Source organism: Micromonospora sp. NPDC005257, assembly GCF_042872445.1.
Classification (GTDB): Bacteria; Actinomycetota; Actinomycetes; order Mycobacteriales; family Micromonosporaceae; genus Micromonospora.
On the sequence record NZ_JBIAKL010000011.1, the window covers coordinates 80,514 to 100,329 of the forward strand.

The 19,816-nt window shown below is 73.6% G+C and carries 16 protein-coding genes; 11 read left to right on the forward strand and 5 right to left on the reverse strand.

The features are described from left to right. Positions 1 to 22: 22 nt before the first annotated feature. On the forward strand, positions 23 to 1,861 hold the full coding sequence (locus ACFYO8_RS23070) for an HEXXH motif domain-containing protein (RefSeq protein WP_357710865.1): 1,839 nt from the start codon (positions 23 to 25) through the stop codon (positions 1,859 to 1,861). Positions 1,862 to 1,908: 47 nt separating this feature from the next. On the opposite strand, the gene fxsT is transcribed toward ACFYO8_RS23070, so the two are convergent. Genes fxsT through ACFYO8_RS23085 form a run of 3 tightly spaced genes read right to left on the reverse strand, consistent with a single transcriptional unit; the run spans position 1,909 to position 8,347 of the window. Further along, on the reverse strand, positions 1,909 to 5,853 hold the full coding sequence (gene fxsT / locus ACFYO8_RS23075) for an FxSxx-COOH system tetratricopeptide repeat protein (RefSeq protein WP_357710862.1): 3,945 nt from the start codon (positions 5,851 to 5,853) through the stop codon (positions 1,909 to 1,911). Beyond that, the gene (locus ACFYO8_RS23080) at positions 5,850 to 6,860 is read right to left on the reverse strand and encodes an ATP-binding protein (protein ID WP_354869530.1); all 1,011 of its coding nucleotides are present in this window, start codon (positions 6,858 to 6,860) and stop codon (positions 5,850 to 5,852) included. Before ACFYO8_RS23080 ends, fxsT begins: the two co-directional genes overlap by 4 nt. Beyond that, positions 6,857 to 8,347 carry a hypothetical protein gene (locus tag ACFYO8_RS23085; RefSeq protein WP_354869528.1) on the reverse strand — a complete coding sequence of 497 codons (1,491 nt, stop codon included), beginning with the start codon at positions 8,345 to 8,347 and terminating at the stop codon, positions 6,857 to 6,859. The genes ACFYO8_RS23080 and ACFYO8_RS23085 overlap by 4 nt, the downstream gene beginning before the upstream one ends. A 330-nt stretch (positions 8,348 to 8,677) precedes the next feature. Between ACFYO8_RS23085 and ACFYO8_RS23090 the strand changes: the two genes are divergently transcribed. The 3 genes from ACFYO8_RS23090 to ACFYO8_RS23100 are packed head-to-tail and all read left to right on the forward strand — an operon-like array spanning position 8,678 to position 10,608. Then, a complete protein-coding gene (locus ACFYO8_RS23090; protein ID WP_355095564.1) occupies positions 8,678 to 9,820 on the forward strand; it encodes an acyl-CoA dehydrogenase family protein in 1,143 nt (380 codons plus the stop codon). 9 nt (positions 9,821 to 9,829) lie between these two features. After that, the gene (locus ACFYO8_RS23095) at positions 9,830 to 10,045 is read left to right on the forward strand and encodes a DUF433 domain-containing protein (protein WP_354869524.1); all 216 of its coding nucleotides are present in this window, start codon (positions 9,830 to 9,832) and stop codon (positions 10,043 to 10,045) included. A 59-nt stretch (positions 10,046 to 10,104) separates the two neighbouring features. Then, positions 10,105 to 10,608, forward strand: a complete 504-nt coding sequence (locus ACFYO8_RS23100) for an Lrp/AsnC family transcriptional regulator (protein WP_354869522.1) — start codon at positions 10,105 to 10,107, stop codon at positions 10,606 to 10,608. Here ACFYO8_RS23100 and ACFYO8_RS23105 read toward each other — a convergent pair. Continuing rightward, positions 10,541 to 11,152 (reverse strand): histidine phosphatase family protein, encoded by a 612-nt coding sequence (locus ACFYO8_RS23105; RefSeq protein WP_354869520.1) that lies wholly within the window; start codon positions 11,150 to 11,152, stop codon positions 10,541 to 10,543. The two genes, ACFYO8_RS23100 and ACFYO8_RS23105, sit on opposite strands and share 68 nt — an antisense overlap. Positions 11,153 to 11,303: 151 nt before the next feature. Here ACFYO8_RS23105 and ACFYO8_RS23110 point away from each other — a divergent pair, with 151 nt between their 5' ends. Next, entirely contained in the window at positions 11,304 to 11,498 is a 195-nt protein-coding gene (locus ACFYO8_RS23110) for a CsbD family protein (RefSeq protein ID WP_354869518.1), read from the forward strand. Between the two features lie 56 nt (positions 11,499 to 11,554). Here ACFYO8_RS23110 and ACFYO8_RS23115 read toward each other — a convergent pair whose 3' ends face one another. After that, positions 11,555 to 12,961, reverse strand: a complete 1,407-nt coding sequence (locus tag ACFYO8_RS23115) for a lysine 2,3-aminomutase (RefSeq protein WP_354869516.1) — start codon at positions 12,959 to 12,961, stop codon at positions 11,555 to 11,557. Between the two features lie 155 nt (positions 12,962 to 13,116). Between ACFYO8_RS23115 and ACFYO8_RS23120 the strand changes: the two genes are divergently transcribed. Genes ACFYO8_RS23120 through ACFYO8_RS23145 form a run of 6 tightly spaced genes read left to right on the forward strand, consistent with a single transcriptional unit; the run spans position 13,117 to position 19,791 of the window. Beyond that, complete coding sequence (locus ACFYO8_RS23120; RefSeq protein WP_354869813.1) at positions 13,117 to 14,166, forward strand: zinc-binding alcohol dehydrogenase; 1,050 nt, start codon at positions 13,117 to 13,119, stop codon at positions 14,164 to 14,166. A gap of 4 nt (positions 14,167 to 14,170) precedes the next feature. Further along, positions 14,171 to 15,742: an amidohydrolase gene (locus ACFYO8_RS23125; RefSeq protein WP_387257512.1), complete on the forward strand. Its 1,572-nt coding sequence runs from the start codon at positions 14,171 to 14,173 to the stop codon at positions 15,740 to 15,742. Continuing rightward, complete coding sequence (locus ACFYO8_RS23130; RefSeq protein ID WP_387257513.1) at positions 15,739 to 17,298, forward strand: lysine 5,6-aminomutase subunit alpha; 1,560 nt, start codon at positions 15,739 to 15,741, stop codon at positions 17,296 to 17,298. Before ACFYO8_RS23125 ends, ACFYO8_RS23130 begins: the two co-directional genes overlap by 4 nt. Continuing rightward, positions 17,295 to 18,047: an OAM dimerization domain-containing protein gene (locus tag ACFYO8_RS23135; protein ID WP_355097244.1), complete on the forward strand. Its 753-nt coding sequence runs from the start codon at positions 17,295 to 17,297 to the stop codon at positions 18,045 to 18,047. The genes ACFYO8_RS23130 and ACFYO8_RS23135 overlap by 4 nt, the downstream gene beginning before the upstream one ends. Further along, positions 18,047 to 18,439, forward strand: coding sequence for a hotdog domain-containing protein (locus tag ACFYO8_RS23140; protein WP_116505685.1), 393 nt, complete (start codon positions 18,047 to 18,049; stop codon positions 18,437 to 18,439). The genes ACFYO8_RS23135 and ACFYO8_RS23140 overlap by 1 nt, the downstream gene beginning before the upstream one ends. 17 nt (positions 18,440 to 18,456) lie before the next feature. Further along, entirely contained in the window at positions 18,457 to 19,791 is a 1,335-nt protein-coding gene (locus tag ACFYO8_RS23145; protein ID WP_354869811.1) for a glutamate mutase L, read from the forward strand. Positions 19,792 to 19,816 lie beyond the last annotated feature (25 nt).

Here is a 19,816-nt window from a genome sequence, read left to right on the forward strand (position 1 = left end):
CGGCCGTCCGGGTGGAGGACGCATGACCGTCACGCTGCCGTTGGACGAGCCGGTGCGGCACCGGCTCGGCCGCCACCACTTCGGGGCCCTGGCGGCGGGCGGCGGCGACGCCGGCACCGTCGACGAGCTCCTGACCGCCGAGCACAGTTGGCGGCTCCTGCAACTGCGCGCCGTGCTGGACGCGGTGGCCGAGACACCGGAGGCGGCGGGCCCGCTGCCACCGGTGGCCGACGCCTGGGCGCTGCTGGTCGCCGCGCAACGCCACGCCCCGGCCGTGGTCGACCGGCTGCTCGCGCATCCGCACGTCGGCACCTGGGCCGGTTACGTCCTGCGCCGGCTGCGCGGCTCCACGGTCACCGCCGAGGGTCCACTCTGGGTCGACCTCGGATATCTGCACGCGCTCGCGGCCGCGGCCGGCGTACGCGCGGGCCTGCCGTCGTTCACGCTGCGGGTGCCGGTGCGCGACGGGTTCGCCGCGCTGCCGACGCTCGGTGGCGCCGTGCTGCCGGCCGGGCAGCGGTGGACGGTGGCCGAGGTCGCCGCCGCCGACGGCGGGGCGACAGTCTCGCTGGACGGACACCGGGTCAGGTTCGACGGTGCGGGCGGCGGCACGGACGGCTGGTTCGCGCTGCCCACCGTCCGGGCCGAGGCCGGAGGGCAGGCGCTGACGGTCGGGCTGGACTTTCTCGACCCGTACCGGAACCTGCGCAGCCCGACCCCGCCGGACCTGGACACGGTCGCGGCGATCGACCGCTGGCGGACGCTGCTCACCCAGGCGTGGGAACTGCTCGTCCGGGTGTGCCCGGAGCGTGCGGCGCCCATCGCCCGTGGCCTGTTCTCGGTGGTGCCGCAACGCCCGGCGGAGCGGTTCCGCACCATGAGCGCGTCGGCCGGGGACGCGTTCGGCAGCATGCTCATCTCCGAGCCGGAGGACGCGCCGGAACTCGCGGTCACGCTGGTCCACGAGTTCCAGCACATCAAGCTCGGCGGCCTGCTGCACCTGACCCCGCTGCTGACCGCCGAGCCGCCGCACCGGCTGTACGCGCCGTGGCGGGACGACCCGCGCCCGCTGGGCGGTCTCCTCCAGGGCGTGTACGCCTTCGTCGGGATCACCGAGTTCTGGCGGGCGTACCGTCCGGTGGCCGGCGGTGCGGCGCGGACCGTGGCGCACTTCGAGTTCGCCAGGTGGCGGCGGCAGGTCACCACGACCCTGGCGGCGCTGCGGGCCCGGCCCGAGCTGACCGACGTCGGCCGGCGCCTGCTGGACGGCCTGGCCGACACCGCCGCGACCTGGTGGCCCGAGCCGGTGCCGGCGGAGGTGCTCGCCGCGGCCGACGCCGCTGTGGACGACCACCGGGCACAGTGGCGGCTGCACCATCGGCGCCCCGACCCGGCGGTGGCGCAGGCGTTCGCGGCGGCCCGGGAGGCCGGTGACGCCCGTCCGGACGGCGACTACCCGGAGCCGCCGGTCGAGGCGGACGCCGGAGCGCGCCGGCTCGACACCCGCGCGGTGCTGTTGCTGTGGCGGCTCACCGACGCGGAGGGCTTCGCGCGGTTGCGCAAGGACCCGTCGAGCGTCGGCGAGCAGGTCACCGGCGCGTCCGCGGCCGACCTCGCCTACGCCGCCGGTGACGTCGGGCAGGCGCATGAGCTCTACCTCGCGGAGCTGGCGGCCGGCTCGGCCAGCCCGTCGGCGTGGGCCGGGCTGGGGCTGACCACAGCCGCGCTGGGCCTCTCCCCGGCGGCCGAGGCGCTGCGGAGCCGGCCCGAGCTGGTCCGGGCCGTGCACCGTCTGCTCCGCGCCGGGGCGCCTGTCGATCCGGTGGACCTGGCGGCCTGGGTGGGGCCCTCCGCGGCTTGACACCACGGTCCACGGTGGCGGTGACCGACCGCCACCGTGGACCCCGGCTACAACGGCATCGGGTCCAGGTCGCAGTCGCCGCGGACCGTCGGGTCCAGACCGGCTCGGGTCGCCGGGTGCGTGTCGCCGAGGGTCCGGTGGAACGTCGGGCCGGTCTCGTCGAGCAGCGCCCGCCCCTCCGCGTTCCGGCCCAGCGCGATCAGGTCCATCGCCAGGTTGCCCAGCGCGATCAGCGTGGTCGGGTGCTCCGGCCCGAACACCTCCCGCGCCCGCTCCACTGTCGCCCGGTCCAGCTCGTACGCGGCCTGGTGCTCCCCGAGCACGAAGAGGTCGTTGCCGAGGTTGATGGACGCGGCCAGGGCCAGCGGATGATCCCCGCCCAGCCGGCGGGTGAGCACCGCCAGACCCGCCTCGTTCATCGCCCGCGCCCGCGCCGCGTCGCCACGCAGCCGGTGCACGATCGCCGCGTTCGCCCGGGCCGCCACCGTGTACGGGTGCTCGTCGCCGAACAGTTGCCGGTAGTGCTCGCCGATCTCCTCGCTGAGTTGCGCCGCGGCGTCCAGTTCGCCGGTGGCGCGCAGGTCGACGGCGAGACCGAACGCGGCGAGCAGCGTGTCCGGGTGGGCCTCGCCGTATCGGGCGGCGAAGCCGTCGCGTACCTCCTGGGAGAGGGCGCGGGCGGCGACGTGGTCGCCGGCCTTGCGCACCGCGGAGGCCAGCCGGCGGCGGGCCAGCAGCGTCTGCGTCTGGGCGCTGCCCCAGACCAGCGGCAGCCGGTCCACCACGTTCTGCATCTCGGCCCGTGCGGGCAGGTACTCGCCCAGTTCCCGCCGGTCGATGATGAGGTTCAGCAGGGATTCCAGCGTCTGCGCGTGGTCCTCGCCGAACAGCAGCACCCGGTGCGCGTAGGTGGCCTGGTCGACCGCGAAGGCCCGCCGCATGTCACCGGTGAGACGCAGGCTGACGGCGAGGTTGTGGGCGGCGTTGAGCGTGCTCGGGTCGTCCTCGCCGAGCAGCGCCACGTGCCGCCGGTAGACGTCCTCGTCGATCCGGAGGGCCTGGGTGAAGTCGCCGGCGACCCGCAGGTCGGCGGCGACCGCGCCGAGGGCGCTCAACAGCTCCTCGGTGTCCTCGGCGGCGGCGCTCTCGTGGGCCCGCAGGATCCGGGTGTTCAGGTCGGCGGCCTCGGAGTGCCGGCCGAGCCGGTAGAGCATGAAACCGAGCCACTGACCGACTTGGAGCGTCATCGGGTCGGTCTCGCCGAGCCGCTCCCGCCAGGTCTGGTAGGCGTGCCGGGACAGCTCCAGCGACGCCTCCATGTCGCCCCACCAGTAGAGGTAGCGGGCCTCGTTGTAGACGAGCTGATGCACCCAGCCCTGGGCGGACTCGACCGCGCCGGAGACCAGCACGTGCGGGTACAGGTCGGCGTAGCTGGGCCAGTTGCCGGGCGTGTCCGGGTCGTTGCGGTCGCCGGTGGCGAGCAGCCGGTGGGCGCTGGCGCGCATGGCGTCACGTTCGGCGTCGTTCATCCGGTCAAGGAGCACCGCCTGGATCAGCCGGTGCATCTGGATCGAGTTGGTGCGGTGGATGACACGGGCCAGCGCGTACCTGTTGATGTCGCGGATCGCCCGGCCGAGCCGCATCGGGTCGCGCAGCGCGCCGTTGAGGTCGGGGTGGATGTCGGCGTTCTGCGCGCCGCTGAACAGCGTGCGGGGGATGGGCTCCGGGGCGAGGAAGGAACACACCTGCAGCAGGCGGAACGCGGCCGGGTTGGCGACCACCAGCCGGTCCAGCGAGACGTTCCACGCGGCGGCCACCGGGAGCTGGTAGTCCATCGGGGGTGCCTGTTCGAGCAGCTCGACCCGCTTCTCCTCGAACAGCCGCAGGTACTCCTCGGCCGGCATGCCGGTCTCGGCACGCCAGGCGGCGGCCTGTTCCAGGGCCAGCGGCAGGTCGCCGAGCGCCTCGGCGAGCTGGTCGGCCTGTTCGTCGGTGAGTTCCGGGCCGCGCCGGCGGAGCAGCTCGACGCTCTCGGTGCGGGTGAAGACGTTCACCTCGAGCGTGCGCGCCATGGTGGCCCACTGCGGGTTGCGCGAGGTGATCATGATGCTGCCGGAGCCGCCGATGGGCAGGTACGGCAGGAGCACCTCGGGGCTCTCCGCGTTGTCGAAGATCAGCAACCAGCGCGGGTGGGGCCGGCCGAGCCGCAGCGCCTCCTGCACAGCGAGGCGGGCGCTGCCCACGTCCGGCCCGGCGGTCAGGTTCATCCGGTGGGCCAGCTCGACGAGCGAGGCGCCGATCTGGGTGGCGCGCTCGGCGGGGATCCACCAGATCAGGTCGTACTCGCCCTGATGCTGGTAGACGTACTCGACGGCGAGATGCGACTTGCCCACCCCGCCCATGCCGTGCAGCGCGTGCGGCAGCACCGCCGTGGTGCCGCCCTGTATCTGCCGGTGCAGCAGGGCGAGCAGGTCGGCGCGGCCGGTGAAGTTCGGGTTACGTGGCGGGACGTTGCCCCAGACGGCGGGGGTCCGGCTCGGGGTGGTGGCGTCCACTGGGGTCGACGACAAACCGGCTCCTTCAGCGGGGACGCTACGGGGGACGTCGGCATCTTCGCCTACCGCCATGATGACATTCGTGCCCCGCGATGCGGGAGTGTCGCGGACGTCGCGTTCGCCCGGCGTGTCCGGCTCGATCGCCTCGCGCAGCCGCCGGGCCCGCCCCAGATAGCGACCGGACAACGCGCGCAGCACCGCCATCTCGATCCGGGCGACGGAACCCGCCGGGTCCAGCGGCGTGCCGTCCGGGTCGGACAGCACCCGGCCCCACGCCGCCAGCTCCGGCCGGTCCGGGCCGAGCCGCGCCGCGAGGGCCCGCCAGACCCGTGCCGTGTCGGCCCGGCGGCCGTTCGCCAGCAGCTCCTCCCGGACGCCGGGGCGGAAGCCGACGCCCGCCCGTCCCGGTCGCGGCTCGACCAGCGGGCCGGTGAACACCTCGGCGAGGTGCACGTCGCCGGCCTCCCGCACCACCTCGTCGCGGACCACCGCGATCACCGCCGGCTCCAGCGGCGCCGCGGCCAGGCCGGTGGCCAGCCGCAGCGCCGTCGGTGACGCCCAGGAGACGAACTCGCGTACCGCCGCCGCCGGATCCCACCGCTGCGGCGCACGCCGTTCGGGCGGTTGCGGCGTCCGGGCGTACGCCAGCACGGCCGGCAGGTCGACCCAGCGCGGATGGCGGCCCGCGATCAGGTCCACCCAGGCGGCCAGCCAGCGGGTCCGCAGCTCCACCACCGGCACCGGGATGGCGTCGGGATCCGCCGGACGGCCCAGGTCGGGCAGCGCCCGGAGCGGGTCCGGCTGCCGCCACCACAGGCGGGCGTTCGGCACCCCGGCCCGGGGCGCCCGCAGGCCCAGACGCTGCGCGGCGAGGCCGCCCCGGTGCCACATCTGCTGCGGCAGCAGGTGCACGACGGCCACCGGGTGGCGTTGCGCCCACGCCCGCAGGTGCGGCAGCGCCGCGCCGCTCCGCCAGGCCGGGGCGGCCCCGTCGGAGAGCACCAGGACGATCCGGTGCCGCCGTACCGTCGGCAGTCCCGTCCCCGCGGGCACGGCCGGGCCGTGGCGACCGTGGCGCAGCACCACCTCCTCGGGGCCGGTCCCGCCGGTGGAGAGGCGGCACACGCGTACGTCGTGGAAGGCCACGTGCCGGCGCAGCAGCGTGACGAAGGTCCGCACCCGGGCCGACCAGACCGTCATCGACGGGTGGTCGTCCACCACGAGCACCGCGTCCCAGCGAGCCCGGGCGGCCCGCCGCAGCACGGGCCGGACCAGGCCGGCCTCGGCCTGGGCGGCGGTGGCCTCCTCGTCGTACACGATCAGTTCCCGCGGCGAGACCAGCCGCCGGAAGGGACGCAGCACCTCGGCGAGGTTCTCCTCGCCGGAGGCCGTGCCGGGACCGGCCGGGCCGACGGCGAGCCGGGCCGGCACCGTCATTCCGGGTCCGCCGTCGGCCCGCCACGCCACAGCACCTCGGCGAGGCGGTCCCAGTCGGCCTCGCCCCCCTCGGCGGTGGCGAGCTGCACCGCGTCGAGGAGCTGGTCCAGTGTGGGCGCGTCCGGATCGCGTTGCCGGTCCAGGAACGCCCGCACCAGCCCGGCGGCGGCCGGTGGACGCCCGGCGAAGTGGGCGTCCACCATCCCCAGCAGGGTCGCCTCGTCCGGGTCGGCCATCCGCAGCCGCAGGCAGTGGCGCAAAAACGCCGGCGGGAACGCCCGGTCCTCGGTGCAGGTCATCACCACCAGCGGGAACTCGTGGCACCGGATCCGGCCGCCGCGCACCGTGGCCCGGCCGCCCGGGTCGGCCGTGTGCACCGTCACCTCGGGGCTGCGCGGCGCCGCCCGGACCAGCTCGGGAATGGCGAAGCCGCCGTCGTCGAACACGGTACGCAGTTGCTGGGGAAGGTCGATGTCGCTCTGGTCCAGTTCGTCGATGAGCAGCACCCGGGGGATGCGGTAGGGCAGCAGCGCGGTGCCCAGAGGCCCGAGACTGAGGTGCTCGCCGAGTTCCTCCCCGACGGACCGGCCGGGGCTCTGCCCCGCGCGCACCCGCCCGAGCGGGTCGTGCTGCCAGAGGCCCGCGCGGACCGTGTCGTGCGTGCTGACCGGCCAGTGCAGCACCCGGCCGAGGCCCAGCTCCCGGGCGATCCGGTAGGCCAGGCTGGACCGGCCGGAGCCGGCCCGGCCGGTGACCAGCAGCGGGCGGCGGAGCAACAGCGCCGCGTTGACCAGGTCCACCTCGCCGGGGTCCGGGTGGCGGGTCGTGACCGGGCCGAGCCGACGCTCCCGGTCCGGATCCTCGGCGGGTGCCGGCGGCTCGTCCGGCCCGCCGTCGAAGGCACGCCAGCGCGGCGGCGCCGGCCAGCGCCGGTCCCGCTCGGCCGGGTCGATCGGCTCCCCGGTGCCCCGGTAGACGCGCCAGCCGGCGTTCCCCGGCGCGCTCATGCCGGCCACCCCAGCCGGTCGTCCGGCCGGTTCAGCTCCGGGGTGCGGTCCGGATCGTCCCAGAGCAGCACCAGGTGGCGGCCGTTGTGCCGCTCGGTGTGCGGTTCCAGGGCGAGCGCGTCCAGCCGCGCCCGCCGGGCGTGCACCGGGAGGCGCGCGATGCGTCCGTCGGCGGTCATGTCCCGGATCTCCTCCCAGAACTCCGTGTCGGACGGGCGGGTGCGGTGCCAGACGATCACCGGCAGACCCGCCCGCAGGGCGGTCATCACTTCCTTGAAGCCGAACCGGTTCTCCGGCGCCGTCGCCGGCGCGGAGCTGAGCAGCAGCGTCGACCAGCTCAGGTCGGCGGTCAGCTCGGCCTCCAGCCGGGTGAAGTACGCCGTGCCGTCGGGCCGGCTGCGGAAGAGGCGGCTGTGCGCCGGCTCGGCCTGGAGGTGTTCCCAGCGGCGCCGCCACGCCCGGTGCCACTCGGGCTGGCGCAGCCGGTCGAGACTGCGGACGACCACCGGGTAGTCCATCGCCAGCACCTTCTGCTCCAGGTGGGCGCTGGCCGCCTCCTTACGCCACCAGGCGACGTCCTCGTTGAGCAGCTCCACCGGCAGGACCAGCTCGACGGCGACGTCGGCCCGCCGGTCCGACCACTCGATCTCCATCTGGTGGACGATCCGCTCCACCGTCGCCTCCAGGTCCGCGTACGCGACGTCGGTGAGCTGGCCGTGGCGGCGGGAGTGCCAGCCCTGCGCGCCCTGCCACTGCCGGTAGTGGGAGACGGTGTAGACGGTGCTGCCGGGGGCGAGGTCCGGCTCGACCTGGATCACCAGGTAGACGTACGGCTCGGGGGTCTGGTCGCCGGCGTTGACCCGGGCCCGCCGCAGGTCCAGGTCCCCGGTCAGACCCAGCAGGCTGGCCTGCCGCTGGTTGCGGTCGCGGATAGCGCGGGCCGTGGCGGTGTCCACGTCGTGCTCCAGCAGGACCAGGAAGAGCATGTTCGGGGGCAGCCCGCGCGCGGGCGCGTTCTGTCCGGTCAGGTAGACGAAGACGTCCCAGGCGCTGACGCACCACGACGGGGGTGTGGCGGTCGTGTGGTCGGTGGCCCGCTGGTAGAGCCAGCCGAGCGAGTCCGGGCGGTGCGTGGACAGCGCCGGACGCAGCTCGGTCCAGTCCGCGGGGGTCAGCAGCTCCACCACGTCGGTCTCGTGGTGCAGTCGGCGCAGCCGGTCGAGCTGGGCCGCGGCCGGCCCGAAGAGGGCGACGACGTCGACCAGGGCGCCCAGGTCGGCCCGGCAGACGCGGACGATCTCCTCGCTCTGCGCGCGGGGGTTGCGATGGTCGTTGAGGCCCTGGTCGGACAGCCGCTCGCGCAGCCGGACGACCAGCTGCTGGCGGCTGTCGGCCTCCTGGAGCAGGCGCATCCCGGACAGCAGCTCGACCAGTTCCTCCTCGATGCGGCGCCGGGGGTCGGCGCCGGGAGACGGAAGCTGCGTCATGTGTCATCCGGTTCGTCACGCGGTGGGGGAACAGGGCCGACCGGCGGGGCCGCGACGGCACGGCGACGGGCGGCGGCGATGGACGTCCATGATCGCAGTGGTGGAGACCGTCTCACGTAGACTGTCCGGTCTCCGACACCGGCGGCGTCATCCATCGGCGTCCTCCGATCGATGACGGCCGAGCACGCACCATTCTGACGGTGCGGTCACGTGGCGACCACGGGGCGTGCGCGGAGGCGCTCCCTTCCCTACCCGAACGAACGTTAAGCTGAACGTGTCCGTACCCCGGACGCCGCACCGGCTCACCCACCCCACGGAGCTCACCGCGCTATGAACGTCGACCGGATCCTGCCCACCGACGAGGCCCACGACCTGCTGGACCTCGCCACCGAACTCGCCGACCGCGAGCTGGCCCCGGCAGCCGCCGGTTTCGAGTCCCGCGGCGAGTTCCCCCGGGAGGTGCTGCGCACTCTGGGCCGGGCCGGCCTGCTCGGTTTGCCGTACGCCGAGGAGCACGGCGGCGCCGACCAGCCGTACGAGGTGTACCTCCAGGTGCTGGAGATCCTCGCCAGCCGGTGGCTCGCCGTGGCCGAGGCGGTCAGCGTGCACACGCTGTCCTGCTATCCGCTGGCCCAGTTCGGCACCGACGAGCAGCGCAAACTGCTGCCCGACATGATCGGTGGGGAGCTGCTCGGGGCGTACTGCCTCTCCGAGCCGCAAGGTGGCTCGGACGCCGCGTCGCTGACCACGCGGGCGGTGCGCGACGGCGACGCGTACGTGGTGACCGGCACCAAGGCGTGGATCACGCACGCCCGGGTCGCCGACTTCTACAACATCTTCTGCCGCACCGGCGGTCCCGGCCCGAAGGGCATCTCCTGCCTCCTGGCCGACCGGTCCACGCCGGGCATCCACCCGCAGGCCGCCGAGCGCACCATGGGCCTGCACGCCTCGCCGATCGCGCAGATCGCCTTCGACGACGCCCGGGTGCCGGCGGAGCGGCTGATCGGCGGCGAGGGCGCCGGGTTCGCCATCGCCATGTCCGCGCTGGACTCGGGTCGCCTGGGCATCGCCGCGTGCGCGGTGGGCCTGGCCCAGGGCGCGCTGGACTACGCGGTCGGGTACGCCCGGGAGCGCCGTCAGTTCGGCCGCGCGATCATCGACTTCCAGGGGCTCGGGTTCAACCTGGCCGACGCCGCCACCCAGATCTCCGCGGCCCGGGCGCTCACGCTCGCCGCCGCGCGGCTGCGCGACGCCGGCCGCCCGTACTCGATCGAGGCGGCGAAGGCGAAGCTGTTCGCCACCGACGTGGCGATGCGGGTGACCACCGACGCGGTGCAGGTGCTCGGCGGCGCCGGGTACGTCGCCGACCACCCGGTCGAGCGGTGCATGCGCGAGGCCAAGGTGCTGCAGATCGTCGAGGGCACCAACCAGATCCAGCGGCTGGTCATCTCCCGCGCGCTGGCGAAGGGCTAGCCTGTCGCGGTGACCTTCCCCCGGATCACCGTGGACCCCGACGTCATGGGGGGTGCGCCCTGCGTGCGGCAGTCGCGCGTCCCCGTGGCCACCCTGCTGGCCATGATGGCCGACGGCATGTCCGTCACAGACATCCTCACCGACCTGCCGTTCCTGGACGAGGAGGACATGGCGGAGGTGCTGAACTACGCCGCGGACGCGGTGCGTGACCGGACGGCGCGCTGAGGACCACCGCGGCGGGCCGGGTGCGGCGTGGGAGCGCTTTTCCGGCTAGGGTGCAGCGCGTGGAGGAGATCGACCGTGCCATCGTCGCCGCGCTGACCGGGGACGGTCGGCTGTCGTACACGGACCTGGCCGAGCGGGTGGGCCTGTCGGTGTCGGCCGCGCACCAGCGGGTCCGCCGGTTGGAGCAGCGCGGGGTGATCAAGGGGTACGCCGCGCGGGTGTCGTTCGAGGCGCTGGATCTGCCGCTGACCGCGTTCGTGGCGATCCGGCCGTTCGACCCGTCGCAGCCGGACGACGCGCCGGAGCGGCTGGCGCACCTGTCCGAGATCGACTCGTGCTACTCGGTGGCGGGGGAGGACTTCTACCTCCTGCTGGTGCGGGTGGCCAGCCCGGCCGACCTGGAACGGGTGCTGCAGGAGATCCGCACCTCCGCGAACGTCACCACGCGGACGACAGTGGTGCTGTCCACGCCGTACGAGAACCGGCCGCCGAAGATCAGTGGCGAGCTGTCCGGCCGGGGGCGTCCCCGGCCGGCGTCGGAGCCGGCAGGTTCCACCGTCTGACCACCCGCCGGCCGTGCTCGTGACCGAGCACGCTGAGCGTCGCGGTGTCCAGCCGCAGCAGCGCGCCGGCCGAGGGCGGCAGCCCGATCCAGCGCGCGCCCAGCACCCGCAGGCTGTGCCCGTGTCCGACCAGCGCGACGTCGCCCTGCTCCAGCAGCGCTGTCACCCGACCCAGTACCCGGTCAAGGCGGTCGCCCACCTGGTGCGGTGACTCCCCACCGGGGCCGCCGTCGGTCCAGATCGACCAGTCCGGCCGCTCCCGCTGGATGTCCGCGGTGGTGCGGCCCTCGTACTCGCCGTAGTTCCACTCGGCCAGGTCGGGTTCGATCGCGTCCACGGTGAGCCCGGCCAGCTCGGCGGTGCGGGTGGCGCGCCGCCGAGGGCTGGACAGCACCCGGGCGAAGCGCCGGCCGGCGAGCAGGGGAGCCAGCGCGGCAGCCTGCCGCTCGCCGTCGGGGGTCAGTTCGAGATCCGTGTACGAGGTGTGCCGGTGGGCGGCGCTCCAGGCAGTCTCACCGTGCCGGATCAGCAGGATCTCGTTCACCGGCCCAGTCAATCACGTCGCCGGTACGCCGACCTCTTCAACCTATTGTCCTAGGATGCCGTACGCGATGTGGGACACCACACGGCGTTCGGAACGACAGATACCGGGAACGCGGCAAGGGCAAGGCTCAGCCGGACGATCGGAGAGCGACATGAGCTTCACCGACAAGGCCAAGAACAAGGCTCAGGAGATCAGCGGCCTGGCCAAGGAGCGCATCGGCGACGTGACCGACAACGAGCGGTTGCGGGCCGACGGCGCCTCCGAGCAGAGCACGGCGCGGGCCCGGCAGGCCGGGGAGCACGCCAAGCAGGCCGGCCGCGACGTCAAGGACGCCTTCACCAAGTGAGTACGCGAACGGCGGGCCACCTCATCGCGAGGTGGCCCGCCGTCGGGTGCGTGGGATCAGTCGTCGCGGTGCGCGCGCCACCAGGCCTGGCCGGCCTCCGGCAGCGTGTCGATCGGGTCGTAGTAGGCGTACCGCTTGTTCAGCGCCTCCAGGTCCGCCGACTCGATCGAGGTGCGGTAGTTCTTGGTCCAGTAGGAGATGCCGCGCTCGCGGTCGTAGTCGGTGAGCATGTGCACCCAGCGCTTGCCGACGAACGGCACGTCGCAGACGATCCGTGGGGTGGCGTAGCCGGGCAGGTAGCCCATGATGTCGTGCTGGAGCTGCTGGGCGTGCCAGACCGGGACACGCCAGTGCTCGGCGTTGGGGATCATGTCGCACATGTAGAAGTAGTACGGCAGGATGCCCGCCTCGCCCTGCAGCGCGAAGCACAGGTCGAGCAGGTCGGCGTTGGTGGCGTTGACGCCGCGCATGAGCACGCCCTGGTTGCGCACGTCGCGTACGCCGACGTCGAGCGCGGTCTGTGCGGCCTTGGCGACCAGCGGGGTCAGCGACTGGGCGTGGTTGACGTGAGTGTGGATGGCCAGGTTGACGCCGCGGCGGGCGGCGGTGCGGGCGACCCGTTCGAGGCCCTCGACCACGTCGGGCTGCAGCCAGTGCTGGGGCAGGCCCATGAGGGCCTTGGTGGCGAGCCGGATGTCGCGGATCGTCTCGATCTCCAGCAGGCGCATCAGGTACGACTCGAGGTTGCGCCACGGCACGTTGGCGACGTCGCCGCCGGAGACGACCACGTCGCGTACGCCGGGGTGGGCCTTGAGGTAGGTGATGTGGGCGTCGTAGCGGTCGACCGGCTTCAGGGTGAGCTTGAGCTTGTCGACGGCGGGGGTGGAGTTGCCGACGAGGTCCATGCGGGTGCAGTGCCCGCAGTACTGCGGGCAGGTGGAGAGCAGTTCGGCGAGGACCTTGGTGGGGTAGCGGTGGGTGAGCCCTTCGGCGACCCACATGTCGTGCTCGTGGAGGCTGTCGCGGCTGGCGTACGGGTGCGAGGGCCAGTCGGTGCGCCGGTCGGAGGCGACCGGGATCATGTAGCGGCGGATCGGGTCGGCGAGCAGCGCCTCGGTGCTCATCGGCTGATGCGGCACCATGGTGTTGAGCATCTGTGGCGGCACGAGCATGGACATGGTGGCCAGGGCCTTCTGGTCGGCCTCCAGGTCGGCGTAGAACGTCTCGTCGACGGTGTCGCCGAGGACGGCGCGGAGCTGCTTGATGTTCTTGACGCAGTTGACCCGCTGCCACTGGGCGCTCTCCCACTGGTCGCGGGTGATGTGGCGCCAGCCGGGGAAGCGGGTCCAGTCGGGTTCGACGAGGGGCGCGCGGCGGTATTCGTAGGGCTGTCCGGCGGTCGGGACGGCGACCGGCGCGGGGCGGGGCGTCGGGATGCTCTCCACCGGTTGGGTCTGGGTCACGGCCCCTCCTCGTCTGCGTGCGGGTTGATCAACGGATGCGTAGGCTACTGGAAAATCTGCGGTGAAGAAATTAGTCTGCCGGAAGTTTTCCCGCGACGCGAGCCCTGGCCAGGGGTTCGGGCGGCTGAACATAGGGGGTCGGCGTGACGTCACCGGTGGGTCTGCACCGAGTCGTGGAACCGGCGGGGGTGCTGCCGCAGGCGGCCTGGCGACTGGACCCCGACCCGCGAATCGGGGCGAACGAGGTGCGGATCCGGGTCGAGCGGCTGAACCTGGACGCGGCGAGTTTCCGGCAGCTGGCGGAGAAGCACGGCGGTGACGGGGACAAGGTCCGCGCCGAGGTGCTGGAGATCGTGTCGACCCGGGGCAAGATGCAGAACCCGGTGACCGGTTCCGGCGGGATGCTGATCGGCACTGTCGAGGAGGCGGGGCGCCGGTCGCCGCTGGGGCTGCGGGCGGGTGACCGGGTGGCGACGCTCGTGTCGCTGACGTTGACGCCGCTGACGATCACCGACGGGCTGGCCCGGTGGGACGGGCGCAGCGAGCAGGTGCCGTGCGACGGGTACGCGATCCTGTTCGCCCGGTCGATCGCGGCGGTGCTGCCGCCGGACCTGCACCCGGAGTTGTCCCTGGCGGTGCTGGACGTGTGCGGGGCGCCGGCGTTGACGGCGCGGGTGGTGGCCGAGCAGGTGGCGCGACGTTCCCGTGAGGGTGATCCGCGTCCGGTGTCGGTGGCGGTGATCGGTGGTGCCGGCAAGAGCGGGTCGTTGTCGCTGGCGGCGGCGCGGCGGGCGGGCGCCGTCCGTACCGTCGGGGTGGTTCCGGTGGAGGCGGAGCGGGAGGCGCTGACGGCGGCCGGGCTGGCCGACGCGGTGGCGCTGGCTGACGCACGGGATCCGGTGGGGTTGTCGACGGCGGTGACGACGGCGCTGGGTGTGCCGGCGGACGTGACTGTGGTGTGCGTGGACGTGCCGGGGTGTGAACACGGCGCGGTGCTGGCCACGGCGGACGGCGGTACGGTGATCTTCTTCTCGATGGCGACGAGTTTCGCGGCGGCGGCGCTGGGCGCGGAGGGCCTGGCGGCGGACGTGACGATGCTTGTGGGCAACGGGTACGTGCCGGGGCACGCGACGCTGGCGCTGGACCTGTTGCGGGCCGAGCCGGGGGTGCGCGGCCTGTTCGAGGCGCGTCTTTCGGCAGACTGACACCATGACGAACCCCTCGACGCTGTATCGCGGCGGAGTGCTGCACTGTCCGGCCGACCCGAGCGCGACGGCGCTGCTGGTGCGCGGCGGGCGGATCGCCTGGTTGGGTATGGACGCGGAGGCGCCGCGGGCGGACCGGGTGGTGGAGTTGGGTGGTGCGCTGGTGACGCCGGCGTTCGTGGACGCGCACGTGCACGCGACGGATACCGGGTTGGCGTTGTCGGGGCTGGATCTGTCGGCGGTGCGGTCGGCGGGTGAGTTGCTGGCGGCGGTGTCGGCGTTCGCGGCGGGTCTGCCGGGTGACGCGGTGGTGCTGGGGCACGGCTGGGACGAGTCGGGCTGGGTGGAGGCGGCGTTGCCGGATGCGGCGGCGCTGGACCGGGCGGCCGGTGGGCGGCGGGTGTACCTGTCGCAGGCGTCGATCCATTCGGCGCTGGTGTCGGCGGCGTCGCTGGCGGCGTGTCCGCAGGTGGTGTCGGCGGCCGGGTACGACGCGTCGGGGTGGTTGCGGCGGGACGCGCACCACGTGGTGCGGGCGGCGGCGTTCGGGTCGGTGACGCGGGCGCAGCGGGTGGCGGCGCAGCGGCGGGCCCTGGAGCACGCGGCGTCGCTGGGTGTGGCGGCGGTGCACGAGTGCGGTGGTCCGGACATCTCCGACGAGGAGGACTTCACCGGGCTGTTGGCGTTGTCGGGGGCCGGGGTGCCGGAGGTGTACGGGTACTGGGGTGAGCTGCTGGGTGCGGCGAAGGCCCGGGAGTTGGGCGCGGTGGGCGCGGGTGGTGACCTGTTCGCCGACGGGGCGCTGGGGTCGCGGACGGCGCACGTGTCGGCGGCGTACCTGGACGGTGAGGCGGGGGCGTGCGGGCACGGGTACGTGTCGGCGGAGCAGGTCCGTGATCATCTGCTGGACTGTGCGGCGCACGGGATGCAGGGCGGGTTCCATGCGATCGGGGACGCGGCGATCGGGACGGTGCTTGCGGGGTTCGGGCTGGCGGCGCGGACGCTGGGCACGGACCGGTTGCGGGCGGCCCGGCACCGGGTGGAGCACGCGGAGATCATGAGCAAGGCGTTGATCGCCGGGTTCGTGGAGTTCGGGATCGTGGCGTCGATGCAGCCGGCGTTCGACAGGTTGTGGGGCGGCGCGGGCCGGATGTACGAGTCGCGGCTGGGGTTGGCGCGGTCGCTGGAGTCCAATCCGATGGGTGCGATGCACGGTGTCGGGGTGGCGTTGGCGTTCGGGTCGGATTCGCCGGTGACGCCGGTTGATCCGTGGGGGTCGGTGCGGGCGGCGGCGGCGCATCACAATCCGGCGCAGCGGATGAGTGTGCGGGCGGCGTTCGCGGCGCACACGCGCGGCGGCTGGCGGGCGGTGCATCTGGACAACGAGGGTGTGCTGGCGTTGGGGGCGCCGGCGACGTTCGCGGTGTGGGACACCCCGGCGGGCGTGGAGCGGGGGTTGCCGGTGGTGCTGGCCGAGGATCCGGAGTTGCGGGGCGCGGACGATCCGACGCCCCTGCCGGTGTGCCGGGCCACTGTGTTGCGCGGTGACGTGATCTATCAGGAAGGGTCTTCGTGACAGGGAAGCTTGGGCTGGATCCGGCGCTGGTGGCGCGGGCGCGGGAGTTGGCGCGCCGGGCCGGGCAGCCGGTGGTGGATCTGGCGCGCAGCCACACCACGGTGTCGGTGGAGCGGGCGGTGCTGCGGCTGGCGGGGGTGACCGGCGCGGACCCGGACGGCATTCCGTGGGTGAACCGGCTGGTGGACGCGGTGGTTGCGGATGTGGGGCTGGGTCACGGGGTGGCGGCGCCGGTGTTCGACGCGCTGGCGCGTGAGGGCATCACCGATGTGACGTTGCTGGCGCAGAAGGCGGCGGCCGGGTCGGTGCGGTTCGCGCAGCCGTCGGGGAAGGCGGCGACGGCGGCGCGGCGGGCGTCGCGCAAGGCGGTCGCCGCGGGGGTGCGGCGGATCGACCGGCGGCGCGCGGAGCGGGACCGCCTCGTCAAGCGGTTCGGGGATCCGGAGCGGCGGCCGTGGATCTACCTGATCGTGGCGACCGGTGACATCTACGAGGACATTCCGCAGGCGCAGGCGGCGGCGCGGGCCGGCGCGGACGTGATCGCGGTGATCCGGTCGACGGGGCAGTCGCTGCTGGACTACGTGCCGGAGGGGGCGACCCGGGAGGGTTTCGCGGGCACGTACGCGACGCAGGAGAATTTCCGGTTGATGCGGGCGGCGCTGGACGAGTCGTCGAAGGAGCTGGGCCGGTACGTGCGGTTGACGAACTACGCGTCGGGTCTGTGCATGCCGGAGATGGCGACGCTGGCCGGCCTGGAGCGGCTGGACATGATGCTCAACGACTCGATGTACGGGATCCTGTTCCGCGACATCAACCCGATCCGCACGTTCGTGGACCAGCGGTTCTCGCGGCAGGTGCACGCGCGGGCGGGGATCATCATCAACACCGGTGAGGACAACTACCTGACCACCGCGGACGCGGTGGACGAGGCGCACACGGTGACGGTGTCGCAGTTGCTGAACGAGTTCTTCGCGCACGAGGCGGGGCTGGCGGACTGGCAGTTGGGGCTGGGGCACGCGTTCGAGATCAACCCGGATGTGCCGGAGTCGTTCCGGTTGGAGCTGGCGCACGCGTTGCTGGCGCGGGAGTTGTTCCCGGACGCGCCGTTGAAGTGGATGCCGCCGACGAAGCACATGACCGGGGACGTGTTCCGGGGCAACCTGCTGGACGGGTTCTTCAATCTGGTGGGCACGATGACCGGGCAGGGGATCCTGCTGGTGGGGATGATGACCGAGGCGGTGGTGACGCCGTGGCTGTCGGACCGGGACATCGCCCTGCAGAACGTGCGGTACGTGCTGGGCGCGGCGGGCGGGTTGCACGAGGACTTCGTGCCGGCGCCGGGCGGGTTCATCCAGGCGCGGGCGCACCGGGTGCTGGGTGAGGCGGTGGACCTGCTGGAGCGCATCGGGGATCAGTCGTTGCTGACGGCGATCGCCGAGGGGACGTTCGGGATCATGAAGCGGCCGGCGGACCGGGGCAAGGGCCTCGACGGGGTGGCGCGGCACGAGGCGGACTACTACAACCCGGCCACGGAGATCCTGGAGCAACCCTCATGAGCGAGAAGACGGTCGTGCGGCCGTACGGGGACACCACCGGTGACGGCATGGTGCAGGTGTCGTTCACGTTGCCGGTGCCGCACGACAAGCGGGGTGAGGGCGCGGCGGTGCAGCTCGCGAACAGGATGGGCATGGACCCGGCGATGCTGGTGCACGCCAAGCCGATCGGTGACGGGTTCACGTTCTTCGTGGTGTACGGGCGGGTGAACCACCTGGTGGACCTGGCGAAGGTGCAGGTGGTGGAGCGCGACTATCCGCTGCTGTCGGCCAAGGAGGTCAACGCGGTGGTGAAGCGGCGGCTGCGTCGCAAGCTGTCGGTGGTGGGTGCCTGCATCGGCACCGACGCGCACACCGTCGGCATCGACGCGATCCTCAACGTGAAGGGCATCGCCGGGGAGAAGGGCCTGGAGTACTACCGGGAGCTGAAGGTCACGAACCTGGGCGCCCAGGTGAGCGTGCCGGAGCTGGTCGAGGCGGCCCGGCGGGAACGCGCCGACGCGGTGCTGGTGTCGCAGGTGGTGACGCAGCGCGACGCGCACCTGCACAACACGCGGGAGATGTCGGCGGCGTTCCGGGAGGCGATGCCGGCCGGGAAGCGGCCGCTGCTGATCGTCGGTGGGCCGCGGTTCGACGAGACGATGACCGGCGAGCTGGGCGTGGATCGGATCTTCGGCCGTGGCACCACTCCGGGCGAGGTCGCCAGTTACCTCGTCCACGCTTTGATCACCTCCAGGAAGGCGAACACCTGATGAGCGATCCGCGTGTCGGTCTGACCGTCACCCACCGCCGCTATGTGCCGTACTCCCACGCCCACTACGCGGGCAACCTGGTCGACGGGGCGTACGCGCTGGGGTTGTTCGGTGACGTGGCCACCGAGGTGTGCATCCGCACCGACGGCGACGAGGGGTTGTTCGCCTCGTACGCGGATGTGCAGTTCCGGGCGCCGATGAAGGCCGGTGACGTGTTGGAGGTGACGGCGACGGTGACCCGGGTGGGCACGCGCAGCCGCACCATCGACTTCGCGGCGACTGTGGTGTGCCGGGGCCGCCCGGACAAGGGCGAGTCGGCCGCCGAGGTGCTCGACGAGCCGATCGTGGCGGTCACCGCGACCGGCACGGTGGTCGTGCCCCCGTCGGCGTGAACGAACGGCAGCCCGGCGTGAGCGTCGTCGTCTGCGCCGACGTCGGGTCGACGTACACGAAGGCGGCGGTGGTGGACCTCGACGGCGGCCGGCTCGTCGCGGCGGCGTCGGCGCCGACCACCGTGGGCACCGACGTGCTGCACGGCTTGGACGCCGCGGCCGGCGCGGCCCTCGCGTCGGCCGGGGTCGCTGAGGCGCCCTGGTTCGTGTGTTCGTCGGCTGGGGGTGGGCTGCGCCTGGCGGTGGTGGGTTACGAGCCGCTGGTGACCGCTCAGGCGGGTCGGCGGGTCGGTCTGTCGGCGGGCGCGAACGTGGTGCACGTGGCGGCGGGCCGGTTGTCCGGCGCGGACGTGGCGGCGTTGCGGTCGGCCCGTCCGGACGTGGTGCTGCTCGTCGGCGGCACGGACGGCGGCGACTTCGAGACGGTGACGCACAACGCGACGCGGCTGGCGAAGGCCCGCTTCCGGGTGCCGGTGGTGCTGGCGGGCAACGTCGAGGTGCGGGACGACCTGTACGCGCTGCTGGCGGGCGCGGGGGTGCCGGTGACGGCGGCGGGCAACGTGCTGCCGCGCATCGGGGTGCTGGAGCCGGCGTCGGCGCGGGCGGCCATCCGGGAGGTGTTCCTGCGGCACGTCATCGGCGGCAAGAAGCTGTCCCGGGGCGCCCGGTTCGCGCGGCTGGTCCGGGCGGCCACCCCGGACGCGGTGCTGACCGGCGTGGAGGTCCTCGCCGGCACGCTCGGCGGTGACCTGGCCGTGGTGGACGTCGGCGGGGCGACCACCGACGTGTACTCGGTTCTCACCCCCGACGAGCGTGACAGCGGCCCGAGCCAGGAGGTGGCCGGGACGCTGTGGCGGGCCCGCACCGTCGAGGGTGACCTGGGCATGCGGTGGAGCGCGCCCGGTGTGGTGCGCGCCGCGGTCGAGGAGCGGCTGCTCGACGCGGCCGACGAGCCGGAGCTGGCGGCAGCGGCGGCGGTGCGGGCCGCCGATCCGGGGTTCCTGCCGGCCGGGGACGCCGAGCGGGCCGTGGACCGGCGTATCGCCGCGCTGGCGGCGACCGTGGCGTTGCGGCGGCACGCGCGGGGCGCGGCGACGGGGGAGCGGGCCGGGCGGGACCTGCGGGAGGTGAAGCTGCTCGTCGGCTCCGGTGGGGTGCTGCGCCACGCCGACCCCGGTGACGCGGCGGCGGTGCTCGACGCGGTGCTCACCGACCACGCCGGCGGGTGGCCGTTGCCGCGGGGGGCCCGCCCGGTCGTCGACGTGGACTACGTGCTGGCCGCCGCGGGGCTGCTCGCCGCCGACCATCCGGGCGCGGCGGCGGCGATGCTGCGGCACCACCTGGGCGCCTGAACCGGGCTCGGGATCGAGACGCGCC

What these genes read in the sequence shown, in the direction of transcription:
- ACFYO8_RS23110 (WP_354869518.1), top strand. Translation starts at nt 11,304, where the DNA reads ATGAGCTTCACCGACAAGGCCAAGAACAAGGCTCAGGAGATCAGCGGC.
- ACFYO8_RS23125 (WP_387257512.1), top strand. Translation starts at nt 14,171, where the DNA reads ATGACGAACCCCTCGACGCTGTATCGCGGCGGAGTGCTGCACTGTCCG.
- fxsT (WP_357710862.1), bottom strand. Translation starts at nt 5,853, where the DNA reads ATGACGGTGCCGGCCCGGCTCGCCGTCGGCCCGGCCGGTCCCGGCACG.
- ACFYO8_RS23090 (WP_355095564.1), top strand. Translation starts at nt 8,678, where the DNA reads ATGAACGTCGACCGGATCCTGCCCACCGACGAGGCCCACGACCTGCTG.
- ACFYO8_RS23080 (WP_354869530.1), bottom strand. Translation starts at nt 6,860, where the DNA reads ATGAGCGCGCCGGGGAACGCCGGCTGGCGCGTCTACCGGGGCACCGGG.
- ACFYO8_RS23070 (WP_357710865.1), top strand. Translation starts at nt 23, where the DNA reads ATGACCGTCACGCTGCCGTTGGACGAGCCGGTGCGGCACCGGCTCGGC.
- ACFYO8_RS23140 (WP_116505685.1), top strand. Translation starts at nt 18,047, where the DNA reads ATGAGCGATCCGCGTGTCGGTCTGACCGTCACCCACCGCCGCTATGTG.
- ACFYO8_RS23135 (WP_355097244.1), top strand. Translation starts at nt 17,295, where the DNA reads ATGAGCGAGAAGACGGTCGTGCGGCCGTACGGGGACACCACCGGTGAC.
- ACFYO8_RS23085 (WP_354869528.1), bottom strand. Translation starts at nt 8,347, where the DNA reads ATGACGCAGCTTCCGTCTCCCGGCGCCGACCCCCGGCGCCGCATCGAG.